The sequence below is a fragment of the Flavobacterium hungaricum genome (assembly GCF_015182285.1).
GTDB classification, from domain to species: domain Bacteria; phylum Bacteroidota; class Bacteroidia; order Flavobacteriales; family Flavobacteriaceae; genus Flavobacterium; species Flavobacterium hungaricum.
The window spans coordinates 525,842-538,415 of sequence record NZ_PRDM01000004.1 but is presented as its reverse complement, the minus strand read 5'-3'; the positions used below and the strand labels follow the sequence as shown (position 1 = coordinate 538,415).

At 33.8% G+C, this 12,574-nt stretch carries 8 protein-coding genes; 5 read left to right on the top strand and 3 right to left on the bottom strand.

Translation table 11 applies throughout. The annotated features are described in order from the left end of the window. Nucleotides 1-2: 2 nt before the first annotated feature. Complete coding sequence (locus tag C4F50_RS18575) at nucleotides 3-914, bottom strand: ABC transporter ATP-binding protein (protein ID WP_194140148.1); 912 nt, start codon at nucleotides 912-914, stop codon at nucleotides 3-5. Between the two features lie 106 nt (nucleotides 915-1,020). On the opposite strand from C4F50_RS18575, the gene C4F50_RS18570 reads away from it, so the two are divergent. Both C4F50_RS18570 and C4F50_RS18565 read left to right on the top strand, forming a co-directional pair. Next, nucleotides 1,021-2,073 (top strand): hypothetical protein, encoded by a 1,053-nt coding sequence (locus tag C4F50_RS18570; protein ID WP_194140147.1) that lies wholly within the window; start codon nucleotides 1,021-1,023, stop codon nucleotides 2,071-2,073. Nucleotides 2,074-2,167: 94 nt separating this feature from the next. Next, nucleotides 2,168-3,034, top strand: coding sequence for an SdiA-regulated domain-containing protein (locus C4F50_RS18565; protein WP_194140146.1), 867 nt, complete (start codon nucleotides 2,168-2,170; stop codon nucleotides 3,032-3,034). 118 nt (nucleotides 3,035-3,152) lie between these two features. Here the strand turns inward: C4F50_RS18565 and C4F50_RS18560 are convergent, their stop codons facing one another. After that, entirely contained in the window at nucleotides 3,153-6,884 is a 3,732-nt protein-coding gene (locus C4F50_RS18560; RefSeq protein WP_194140145.1) for a metallophosphoesterase, read from the bottom strand. 26 nt (nucleotides 6,885-6,910) lie between these two features. Between C4F50_RS18560 and C4F50_RS18555 the strand changes: the two genes are divergently transcribed. Further along, nucleotides 6,911-8,089, top strand: a complete 1,179-nt coding sequence (locus tag C4F50_RS18555) for a Pycsar system effector family protein (RefSeq protein WP_194140144.1) — start codon at nucleotides 6,911-6,913, stop codon at nucleotides 8,087-8,089. A 175-nt stretch (nucleotides 8,090-8,264) separates the two neighbouring features. Here C4F50_RS18555 and C4F50_RS18550 read toward each other — a convergent pair whose 3' ends face one another. Then, entirely contained in the window at nucleotides 8,265-10,634 is a 2,370-nt protein-coding gene (locus C4F50_RS18550) for a GAF domain-containing protein (RefSeq protein WP_194140143.1), read from the bottom strand. A gap of 231 nt (nucleotides 10,635-10,865) precedes the next feature. On the opposite strand from C4F50_RS18550, the gene C4F50_RS18545 reads away from it, so the two are divergent. Both C4F50_RS18545 and C4F50_RS18540 read left to right on the top strand, forming a co-directional pair. After that, nucleotides 10,866-11,618, top strand: coding sequence for an SDR family oxidoreductase (locus tag C4F50_RS18545; RefSeq protein WP_194140142.1), 753 nt, complete (start codon nucleotides 10,866-10,868; stop codon nucleotides 11,616-11,618). Nucleotides 11,619-11,691: 73 nt separating this feature from the next. After that, nucleotides 11,692-12,273, top strand: a complete 582-nt coding sequence (locus C4F50_RS18540) for a TetR/AcrR family transcriptional regulator (protein ID WP_194140141.1) — start codon at nucleotides 11,692-11,694, stop codon at nucleotides 12,271-12,273. Nucleotides 12,274-12,574 lie beyond the last annotated feature (301 nt).

Sequence of the window (12,574 nt, the reverse complement as noted above, 5' to 3'; positions counted from 1 at the left end):
GTTTAGTTTTTTTGAGCGATGGCGTTTTTGGTTAATTCTAAAAATTGGGCTTCCAAGCTGTTTTTGCGTTTTACTAAATGGCTTAACGCAATGTTTTTAGAAAATAAATACAAATTCAATTCTGAAGCAGTTAATTCTGATTTTAAGTAAACCAAAACTTTTCCGTCTTCTTCAGTTATTTTTTCAACAGCATGATGTTCTCTTAGAACATTTTTTAAAGCCTCATTATCATTTGCCTGAACTTCAAAAAAGCCTTCGTTAGAAGACATTCCGTCTACAGAGCCCGAATACAAAATTTCGCCTTTACGGAGAACAATTACTTCAGAACAGACTTTTTCAACTTCGTCTAATAAATGAGAAGCCAGTAGAATAGTAGTTCCCTGCGAAGCAATCTTTTTGATAATATCACGAATCTGATGAATTCCCTGTGGGTCTAAGCCGTTTGTGGGTTCGTCCAGAATTAAAATTTCAGGATCATTTAAAAGTGCCGATGCAATTGCAAGACGCTGTTTCATACCTAACGAAAAAGTACTGAATTTGCTGTCCTTTCTTTCTTTTAAACCTACTAAATCCAGTTTCTCATCGACTTTTGAGTAGTTGATGTTTTTGATTTTACAAACCAATTTTAGGTTTTGCTCGGCGGTCATGTAAGGGTAAAAGTTGGGTCTCTCTATAATAGCGCCTACTTTTTTTAAAGCTTCGTGGGTTTCAACCGTGCCGTCAAACCAGCGGTAGCTTCCAGAAGATTTGTTGACAACATTTAATACAATTCCTAAAGTCGTCGATTTACCGCTTCCGTTTGGGCCAAGAATGCCGTAAACGCGGCCTTTTTTTATTTCAAAAGATACATTTTTCAACGCCTGAATACGACCGTATCTTTTATTTAAATTCTCAATGGTTAAAATGGTTTCCAAGTTTTTCTGGTTTTAGTTTTTAGTATGACGAATCATTTTGTTTTTTGTTACTCAATATTCTTACTTTAAATCGTATTCCTGTAAATTTGTATTAAAGATATTCAAAATGAGCGAGCCGTTAATGGTTTTAAAAAAACCTTCTTACCCTTTAATAAAGCCACTTTTAAGCTATTTAGAACGATACGAGCGTATTTCTAAAGTTTCGATATTCTATGACGATCTATTGCGATTTGCCGGAAGTATAAATTTATATGATAAAAACGGAGAAGATACTTTGTGGACTCGCGTTTATTATGGTGAGTTTGATAGAGAAGAAATAGATTTGAATCTAAAAAAGATTTATTCGCTTCTGCATTCAGACGGAAATAATGATATTATTCAGTATTTAAATGTTGATGCTATCGATTTTTGCACCTTTGGAAACTCAAAACCCTTCAGAGTAAAAGTGCGAAATATTCTTAATGACAATTACGTTCATTTTTATATTAAAAAAGCCGATGCTTCCCGAATTTACGGTTTGGAATTGGAAGACATTTTGTCACCAGATAAAATAAATTTTTTGGTCTTTGGAAATACGCTGATTGAAGAGCATATTGTTGGGATTCCGGGTGATATTTTTATGGAAACTTTGCTGCATACTTCTACCGAAACAGAAAAATCTCAGATCGCAAAAGAGTTTGTCAAGTTTAACGAACGCTGTATGATCAGGCTTTTAGGCGATATGCGCTCTTATAATTATGTAATTGTGCCGATACATGATTTTGATCAGGTAGTTTACAGAATTCGGGCAATAGATTTTGATCAGCAATGTTATGAGGGGAATTTTAAAGTATATCGCCCGCAATTTTTTAAAGAAAATTATCCAATGATAGAGCTGATTAAAGAAAAGTTAGAAGATCGTTCGGTGATTCAGTATAAAGATGAAGAACGTGCTATTTTGGCAAAACGAATTCACTCTGCCGAAACAAGAATTACAAAATTATTGAATATTATGTGCCACGATACTATTTCGACCGTTGAAAATTTGAATCAATTAAAAATGGAATTGTACCGCTATACAAACGACATGAAGTTTAAAAATGCAAAATCAATGGGGCACATTATGTTTGCGACTTTTGAGTTTATTACGCGTAACTTTAAAAACACAAATTTGATATAAATTTTTAACCCTATAAGTGATATAAGAAAATTTAAGCAGCCTGTTTAAGTATTTTATTTAAATGAACTTATATGGTTTAAACAAAACACAAACTATGAAAAAGTTTTTTTTACTTGGAATTTCAATTGCTTTATTGGCTTGTCAGCAGCAATCTGACAGTGATTTAAAAAGTCTTTATTCGCTTCCTAAAAAACTCAAAGAAGTTTCTGGAATTACTTATTTTCCAGAAAGCAAAACGCTCTACACTTTAGAAGACAGCGGTAACAAAAATGCTGTTTACGCCTTAAATTCTAAAGGAAAAATAGAAAAGACAATTACGATTGAAAATGCTAAAAACGTAGATTGGGAAGATATAACCAAAGATAAACAAGGGAATGTTTACATAGGGGATTTCGGAAATAATGACAACGACCGCACGGATTTATGTATTTATAAACTTGCTAAAAGTGAGCTGCAAAATGATTTGGCTTCCGCCGAGTACAAAGTTTCTTTTTCGTATCCAGAACAAACTGAATTTCCTCCCAAGAAAAAAGAAATGTTTTTTGATGTGGAAGGATTCTTTGAATATGGAGGATATTTTTACCTTTTTACAAAAAACAGAAGTAAAGGTTTTGACGGAACGGCTTTTATTTATAAAATAAAAAATGCTTCGGGAACCCAAAAAGCGCAAAAAATAGGCGAATTTAAAACTTGCAGTAATTACAATCACTGTGTCTTAACCAGTGCTACAATAAGTCCAGACGGAAAAAAAGTTGCATTGTTAAGCCATGATAAAATTCTTTTGTTTAAAAACTTCAAAGGAGATTTATTCCATAAAGGAACTCAAACCCAAATAGAGCTGAATCATTTTTCTCAAAAAGAAGCTGTTGTTTTCAAAGACAATAATACTTTGTTAATTGCAGATGAAAAAACTAATAAAACAGGAGGGAATGTGTATGAGTTTAAGCTTATGAGCAACTAAGTTTCTAAGCTTCTAAGTGAAAAAAGTTTGCCGCGAATTCACGAATTTTAATTAAAAATCATTCATGAATTCGCGGCAAATAAACTTTGTGACTTTGAACCTTTGTGGCTATGAACCTCTAAAAACTGTAAGCTGCTCCAAAAATCACCCTTCCAATTTCGTCAGGAGATTTAAAGTAAGAGATTCTGGCTGTTAAAATATTAATAGCATTCAGCCAAAGACCGCCTCCGTAATCGTGATGCCATTTTTTAGAATCTTCACCGTCAAGCCAAACTCTTCCATAGTCAAATCCGCCAAGAATACCGTACGTAAAAGGAGCAATAGTCTTTCTGATTTTCCCGATGCTTAAACGCAGATCAGAACTTTGAGAATAATAAGAGTTACCTAAGAAACGCTCATTTCTAAAACCACGTAAATCGGTATCGCCACCTAAAGAAGCACCTTGGTAAAATTCAAAATTATTATTTAAAACTGCTTTCCCTTTAAAATAGGTTGCAAAGATTAGTTTGCCGTTTTTATCCAGTTTGTGAGTAAAACCTAAAATACTTTCTAATGTTGGGAAATTTTGTTTTGTTTCGTTTAAGTTCGTAGTCCAAGTTCCTGCCATCATAAAATAGATGCCTAAGGTTGGTTTCGCAGCAAAATCAGAATTCTTAAACAAGTATTTTACTTTTAAACTTCCAAAATTCTGGCTGTCAAATACATTCGGGTTTACGATATTGGGTGTGTCAATAAAACGATTTTCAGTTTCTTCAACCGTCATTCTTTGGAAAATCGGCGAAATACTAAATTCACTTCCATAACGCCCAACATGTCTTGTAGCGACAGAAGCATTAAATTTTCTAATACGCACACGATTATAATCCATGCTCACTTCGTCATCATATTGCGCTTCGTTTCCGTATCCAAAGTAGTTCATGGCAAAATTTGGAGTCGTATAAAGTGATTCAACATCAATTACCCACTTGCCTAATAAACCAGGAAAATGTGCAGCATAATTAAACTCTAAACCGCCTGTTGCAAAATAGTAAAAGGCATTAAGAATATGTCTTTGTGTGTACGGATTCTGTTTGAAATTATTTACGGTGTAATTTAAATTAATCCCCACTTTTACGCCGTCATCTGGATTAAAACCAATATTTGGAAGTCCAGAAATTACATTGTATTTCGGCTTTTCATAATTGTAAAGATTAACATCGTAATCGTCTGTTAACTGTGTCTGAGTTTTAGAATCGAGATTGTATGTGTTTTCTTTTGATTTAAAATCATATACAATAACTTTTTTGCCATTTTCTATATTGTACGTATCATTATTCTGGCCTCCAATTAAACGAATTTTGATTTTTGACTTTTCATTTCCTTTCACTTCAAAAACATCATTATCATCCAATCCGTAAATCCATAGATTTTTGGTTTTTGCATCATTTACCGTTTTAGCATAAACCAATTCATCGCCTTCTTTTTTAACTCTAAAAACCTGAATTTCGACACTTTTTCTCGCATTGTGATTCACAACAAACTTATCTTTTTTGTCTGTTCCGGCAATCATAACTGTTTTGCTTAAGATATCAGAATACTCCGCAGCATATTTTTGAAGGTCCTTTTTTCTGTTTTTTAATTTTCGCTGAATTTCTTTAACCGTTTCATCCTGAACTTCTTTTGGCATGTTTTTAAAAGCCTCATCAATAGCTTCATCAGATAAATTTTCCTGAATATATTTTGCCTGTTCAATCCACTCTTTTTCTCCAGCAGTTCTTAAAAACGCCAAATCCATAGGATAAGGTTCACGGCTCAGCCATTTTACATTTCCAATTTTATCCTTAAAGGTTCTCATATGGCGCAACGCCGGAATATTCATTAAAATAGATAATAAAGCGCCGTCGTATTTTACAAATGCCTGATCTCTGTCTCGCGGAATGGGTTTGTAAATTACTTTTCCGTCTTTTTTAAATTCTGCCCAGCGCCATTGATCGCTGTGTCTGTCCCAGTCGCCAATAAGAATATCAAACAAACGCGCTTTTATATATTCTTTTTCATCAACACTGTATTTTTCATCTTTATGCAGATTAGCCATCATATCGTCTGTACTGATAATATTAGACGGATTTCCAAAGTTTTTAGCATCAAGATGGTTATCAGCAGGTCTTTCTTCCACCATGTATAATTGATCTCCAAAACCAGCATTAAATTCTCCCAAACCATTTTGTTTCGGAACATAATATAAAACCGGATTGGTATGCGCCAAGCCAATTTTGTCTGACATACTGCCTGTTACAAAAGAAGCATACGGATGAGAAGTGGTATAAAAGTCGAATAAAAAGTCTTCTGCGTACGTATTTTGAAAATCGTTTACAACATATTGATCTTTAAAAGCAACGGATTGTAAAAATACAGTGGCACTTTTTTTCATGCCTCGCATTACATACTCACGGCCTTTTGGATCAGACATTCTTAAAGAAACTGATTGATGACCGCCGCCTTCGCGAATCGGTTTCAGCCCGCCCATTAAGGTGTCAACAGTTGCAATTTTGGCTTCAATTGGCATGCTGTAATATTTTCTGTAATGCTGTCCGAACAAAAATTTATGAAACAAACTTTTGTCGGTCATTTTTGTAGAATAGATGGAAGTAGTGATCGTTTTTGGAAACTTATCCGAAATGTTGGATGCCCAATTAATTTCTTTGGCTTTTATAATTTCACGCTCAAACAGCTTTTTTTCTTTGTTGTTTTCATTTGCATAAAAAGTAACCTTTGCGTCACCGCTTTTAAACATCGTTAAAGTAGCGTAACCATTTCCTCCATATGAAAAATCGTTTGGATTGATCGCTCTTGCAGCTTCCGATTTTGATCCGGCACCGCTGATGATCTGCTGAATATTTTCTTTGCTGATATATTGCAAATTATGATCGTGCCCGGAAACTACAATAACATTTTTCTGCTTTTGCAAAAGGGTTTTAATTCGCTTTGCATATATGGTATACTGCTTATTTTGAATGTCCTGCGGACTTACTCCAGAAGTTTTACGAAGTAAATTAATGAAAGACCCAATTACCGGAAGCGGTATTTTTTTCTCCAGAGGGAACAATTGTTTTTCTAATGAAAACTGTCCGCCGTGAGTTCCGTTGCTTAATAATGGATGGTGAATGGCAAGAACTACTGTTTTTTCTTGGTTTTTATTTAAGATATTTTCCAGTTCTTCAAAAAATTGTTCTCTTGTTTTAATATCACAGTTGTCATTAATCGTTGGGTGATTGTCCCATTCTTCCAGAAACCATTCACTATCAACAGCTATCAATGTTGAACTACTGTCAATTTTTACATCCTCGATAGGACAGCTTTTACGCGGCAAAAATGCTTTTTTGTCATTCAGATATTTGGTAACAAAATCGGCTTGGTTTTCCAGCCCTTTTATACCGTTGTACCAATCGTGATTGCCGGGAATTACGATCGTTTTTCCTTTAAAGCCTTCGGTGAGTTTTAATTGGTTAGTCAGTTTTGTTTCTGCCAAAGCCTTTTCAGAACTGTTCTTGTCAGCCGGAAAACCTTTTGGGTAGATGTTGTCGCCCAAAAATAAAAGAGTCGACTTTTTGCTTGCTTTTTTAAGCCTTTGATGCAAAAGTTCCAGCGTTTGCTGTGCCTGCTCTTCGTCGGCGTTTCCTGCATCTCCAACCAAATAGTAGGTGTGTGCAATTTTTATACTATCGGTTGCGTTTTCGTCTAGGTTAACGCTTACATTTTTCCCATATTGCGCCTGTTTAGTAGCGCAGGAAAAAACAAGCAAAAGTATGGCAGCGGCTGCGAAGCCGGTTTTAATTTTCGCAATAAAATGATTATCCAAAAACAATTTCATAATTTAGTGGTATAAAAATATTCTTTATGAATCTAATAGAACAATCCGAAGATTTCGTCAGTAATTTACTCAAAGATAAACTTTCTAATCTATATTCTTATCATAATTTTAACCATACTTTCACAGTAGTTAATGCGGTAAAAGAACTATGCAAAAAAGAGGATGTCGAAGGCGAGGATAAAGAAGCACTTTTGATAGCAGCTTGGTTTCATGATACGGGCTATATTGAAGGTTATGAAAACCATGAAGAATCAAGCACAAAAATAGCCGCCGATTTTTTGCATACAAAAGGAAAATCGGAAGAATTTATAGCATTGGTTTCTAGTTTGATTCTGGCTACCGCTAAAACATATGAGCCAAAAACACATTTAGAAAAAATCATCAGAGATGCAGATTATGCACATTTGATGGGAACTGAATATACTACAACTTGTGAATTACTGCGTTTAGAATTAAAAAATACCGGAATCGTTAGTTTTTCTAATGCCGAATGGACGAAAGAAAACCTGAACTTTCTATTGAATAAACACCGTTTTTATACCGATTATGCATTGCGAAAATGGCAGCCGTTAAAAGAAAAAAACCTATTGTTGATTCAGAAAAAAATAAACAAACAGGAATTAAAAGCGGCAGCGGCGATAGAAGAAGAAAACAAAAAGAAAGATAAAGGAGAAAAACCGGAGCGCGGTATTGATACTTTGTTTCGTGTTACTTTAGGAAATCATACCCGTTTGAGCGGTATTGCAGACAGCAAAGCGAATATTTTATTGTCTGTAAACGCAATTATTATTTCGATTGCACTTTCGTCTATTATTCCAAAACTAGACAGTCCTAAAAATGCCCATTTGGTAGTACCGACTTTTATCATGCTCATTTCTAGTGTTATTACCATTATTTTTGCCATACTTTCTACACGACCAAAAGTAACTTCTGGTTTTTTTACTCGCGATGATGTTGAAGCCAAGAAAGTAAACTTAATGTTTTTCGGAAATTTTTATAAAATGCCTCTTGAAGATTATGATTGGGCAATGAATGAAATGATGAAAGACCGGGATTATCTCTATTCGACAATGATTAAAGATTTGTATTATCTAGGCTTAGTATTGCAGCGTAAATACAATCTGCTTAGAATTGCGTACAATTTTTTTATGTTCGGATTGATCGTTACTGTAATCTCTTTTGTAATCGCTTTTAAATCGATTTAATTTAACTTACATCTTATTACACACTGATTTATTCGCTATCGCAAAAACGCTGCTAAAACGGATTTCTTATTTTGAATAAATTAAAAGAAAACTTTTATCTGTGTCCATCCGCGTTTTCGCGATAGCCAATTCGTTTCAACAGTGTTCAATAAACTCAAAAAAAAAGCTCAACTAATTAGTTGAGCTCGTCTAATAAATCCTGATAGGTTATTTTCTTTGTATTAGTATTTGTAATGTTGTTGATCACTTTTACACGAATCGCACGCAGCCCAGAAACACCTTGTAAATCCTCAACCTCAAATTGTTCGAGAGAAGGTTCTAATATTTTCTTGTGCTGCAGGTATTTAATGTATTTTAAATATTCTGCTTCTTCGCTGTTTTGAGAATAAACAATCGTAATTTTTTCTTTCTCTGTAATACGTTCGCTGCTTCCTTTTATATGCGCTTTATCAATACGTTTTTTAACAACTTCATATCTCGCATTGTAAGTTCCGTCAACATCAAAACGTTTTTCATCCATTCTGAAACGAATAGAAAGAGCAGAACTAAAAACTAGAATAAGAGACGTAACATCTAACTCATATGGAAGTGATTCCTTAAGCTGATGATGTTCCAATTCCATTTCGCATAAAGTCTGCAATTGCCATAAACGCAGATTATGAAGATACATAATGTCAAACGGTTTTGTCGGCGCGATTGAAGCTCCTATATACAAGTTATGTTCAACACCATCTGTTTTAAAACGCTCATAATAATGCGGATAAATCTGTTGCGCTTCTAATTGTTTTCTGTCCAGAACTGAAGCTAACTTTTTGTTTATGATAGACATGGCATTGTCAAACTTCTTTCTTTCTTGATAGAACATTCCCGTTTTTTCGTCAAGACTTTCAAAATATTCTTCTTCCAGCTTTTTGTTGATAGAAGTATCTTTTGTGTTTTTTAGTATGGGATGAATTTCATCCTCAATATAGCGTTGAATATACTGTTCTGTATCTGCTTTTAGGGGCTGGTCTAATTCGTCACGAAGCGATTCCAATTCAAATTTTCGCTGTTCCAAAAGCATTAGACTGCTGTTTGGTTTCTGATTTTCAAAAATTTCTAAAATCGTGTTCAGCTGGTTTTTTAAATCTTTTCTAACGGTGTCATTTCGATGCTCAGACGAACCTTTAATATCTATTTGTCCGTAAAGCGGATAAACATTTTTAAAAACAATTTCCTTAAAAATATAATCTTTAGAAGGATTGTTATTTTGAAAATAATTCTGTGATTCTTTTTTGAATTTCCAATAGACACTTGGGTGAATGGTAGTGTATTCACGTTGAATAATGGCTTCAATCTGATGCTGCATATCCGTATTGTAACGGTCAATAGTATCCGTTAAATAAGGTAAAACCAATTCTAATTTGGTAGCGTTGACACTGTTTAAATCTCTCGGTTTTTCTGAAACCAATTCGACAACTCCCAATAAATGCCCATTTTTTATTACAGGTGCAAAAATACAGCTCTGAATATTTTGACTCAATAAATGCTCGCCAAGTTTTTTGTTGCTGGATTCTTCTACAAATTTAGACACGTTAGAAATCGCAAATGGTTCCTTATTGTCCAATAATTTATCAAAAGAACATCCAAAAAAGGCATTTTTACAATCTACTTCCTGATCTGAAGAAAGTAAAAAGCTTTTCAATTGCGTTTCATATTTTACAGGTCGAATAAACTTTTCTTCTTCTGGATTGTAAATAATAAATCCGACTTTTAAATTAGGAAGATTAAAAATAGATTGAAAAATATTGGATATTTCCTGATCTGTCGTAACCGTTTTGGCTCCAGGCTTTAATAAATTACTTTTTAAAGTAGAAATAGCACTTTCTGTAGTGGCATCAAATAAAGATACAATGCCAAAACCTCTTAAAACCCAGCTTCCTTTTGGAAATTTAGATTTCCATAATTCGATATCATTATAATTGTCAATCAGCAGATCGATATCTTCCTGAGTCAATTGTACGGCATTTTCTGTCGGAATAATTTCCATGAAATCGGCATTGTACAAAATACGGTAATGTTTTTCTACGCCTTCTTCGTTGGGAATGTCATAGAAAAAAGGTTTGTTAAAATCGATAACCTGTTTGTAATGCACGCTCAAAATTAAACAGCAGTTGTTGATATAAAACTGATGTTCATCAAAATCACGAATTTCCATATAAAATTCATCTCCAGCATTTTTGAGGATTTTTTTGAAACGCTCGGTATAATTAAAAGAGATGTTTTGAAATGGAATCGTAACTGCCTTTATTTCGTTATGTGTTAGAGCCGTAGGAAATAGGTCAGCCAGTATGTTTTTGATTAAAGCTTCGTTGTCTTTAATAATTGAGTAGTCCTGAATTCCAGTCTTTAATTCTGGAATAGACTCAATTTGTTTTAAAATAGCTTTGGCGTAATTTGATCTGTAGTCAACATCTGATAAAGCAATTTGTTCGAAAGATTCAATTAGCTTATGAAATGAGATTATGGTAGTGAAAGGACTTTCTTTAAAAAATTGAATATCCATTGTGAGTTTATTTTTAGGATACAAAATTAAGCATAAATTAAGATAGTTTAACAAAATGCTATTGCTTTAGTTTATGCATCAATAGGCAAGAACCCTTTGTTTTCAAGGATAATAATCTGAAGTAAATTATTTTAACTAAAAATTAACATTATAAATAACGGAACGATCGTTCCGTTATTATATCTTTGTACCATAATAATTGAATAATCAATAACTTAAAAACATTTAAAAATGAAAAATTTAGAAAATAAAGTTGCTATAGTAACTGGAGGAAACAGCGGAATTGGATATGCAGCAGCAGCTGTATTAGCAGAAAGAGGTGCCAAAGTAATTGTAACCGGAAGAAACAGAGAATCTTTGGATAAAGCAGAAAAAGAATTGAACGTTACTGGAATTGCAGCAGATCAATCCGATTTAAAATCGATAGATAATCTGGTTGCCGAAGTAGGTTCGAAATTTGGAAAAGTAGATACTGTATTTTTAAATGCTGGAATCGCCTCATTTGCTCCTCTAGAATTGGCTTCAGAAGAACATTATGATTCAATCATGAACGTAAATGTAAAAGGAGTTTATTTTACACTTCAAAAATTGCTTCCAATATTAAATGACGGTGCTTCCATCATCTTAAATACTTCTGTAAACGCCAGTGTTGGTATGCCAAATTCTAGTGTGTATGCAGCAAGTAAGGCGGCACTTTTATCTTTAAACAGAGTATTTGCAACAGAATTAGCTCCAAGAAAAATTAGAATCAATGCCGTTTCTCCTGGACCTGTTGAAACGCCGCTTTATGGAAAACTAGGTTTAGAAAAAGAAGAAGTAGAAGGCTTTGGAGCAGTTTTGAGCGATAAAATTTTATTGAAACGTTTTGGGCAGGCTTCAGAAATTGGAAAAACAGTTGCATTTCTTGCGTCAGACGATTCATCGTTTATTACAGGAACAGAGATTGTTGTAGACGGAGGTCTTACAGTAAACGCAGTGGTTTAATTTTTTGCTTTAATTCGGGAACGATTGTTCCGTATTTTTTGTATCTTTACAAAGTAATTTAAATTTTGAAGTCATGGCTAGAACAAAAGAATTTAATGAAGATAAAGTCTTAGACAAAGCGGTTGAAATTTTTTGGCACAAAGGATATAACGGAACTTCGGCACAGGATTTAGTAACACATTTAGGATTGAGCCGTTCGAGTTTGTACGATACTTTTGGTGATAAACAAAAATTGTTTGTCACGGCTTTAAAGCGCTATCAGAAGCAAGGACAAGATGCGGTTATAAAACTTTTGGAAGAATCTGAAGATGTTAAAGAAGCTTTTACTCAAATCTTTAAACAAGCTGTACTAGAAAGTCTGGAAGACCGAATTACAAAAGGTTGTTTTATGGTGAATTCATCAGTAGAACTTGCCATGCATGACGAAGAAATTGCCAAAATCGTAAGCGATAATCGGCAAACGATGGAAGATGTTTTTCTAAAAGCCGTAAAAAAAGGTCAGGAGGCAGGACAAATTTCGACAAAACTAGATGCGCTTACGCTCGCCAGATTTGTTTTCAATAATTATTCTGGAATTCGGGTTTTGGCAAGAGCCGGCGAAAAAAACAAACAAGTTTATGATGATATTCTAAAAGCTATGTTTATTTTGTTTTAATTCATAATGCTTCAATAACTAAATGCTGTAGAAAATTCATCTCTAAACTAATTATTTTAACGCAAAGAACGCAAAGATTTTTATTTAAGATTTCAAACAAACGCAAAGAGTTCGCAAAGCTTTATACATATCGCTTTGCGAACTTTTTTGTATAAAGAAATAAACCGAGTTTAAAAATAAACTTAGCGGTCTTTTCGTTTAAATTTTTCTAGGCTTTTTGTATTGCTCCTTACTTCAGTTAATGTATCAAAACTATAAAGAAATAAAAAACGGCAATTACATTTTGTAACTGCCGTTTTTT

Coding starts and splice junctions, on each gene's coding strand:
- C4F50_RS18570 (WP_194140147.1), top strand. CDS start 1,021: ATGAGCGAGCCGTTAATGGTTTTAAAAAAACCTTCTTACCCTTTAATA.
- C4F50_RS18540 (WP_194140141.1), top strand. CDS start 11,692: ATGGCTAGAACAAAAGAATTTAATGAAGATAAAGTCTTAGACAAAGCG.
- C4F50_RS18555 (WP_194140144.1), top strand. CDS start 6,911: ATGAATCTAATAGAACAATCCGAAGATTTCGTCAGTAATTTACTCAAA.
- C4F50_RS18550 (WP_194140143.1), bottom strand. CDS start 10,634: ATGGATATTCAATTTTTTAAAGAAAGTCCTTTCACTACCATAATCTCA.
- C4F50_RS18545 (WP_194140142.1), top strand. CDS start 10,866: ATGAAAAATTTAGAAAATAAAGTTGCTATAGTAACTGGAGGAAACAGC.
- C4F50_RS18565 (WP_194140146.1), top strand. CDS start 2,168: ATGAAAAAGTTTTTTTTACTTGGAATTTCAATTGCTTTATTGGCTTGT.
- C4F50_RS18560 (WP_194140145.1), bottom strand. CDS start 6,884: ATGAAATTGTTTTTGGATAATCATTTTATTGCGAAAATTAAAACCGGC.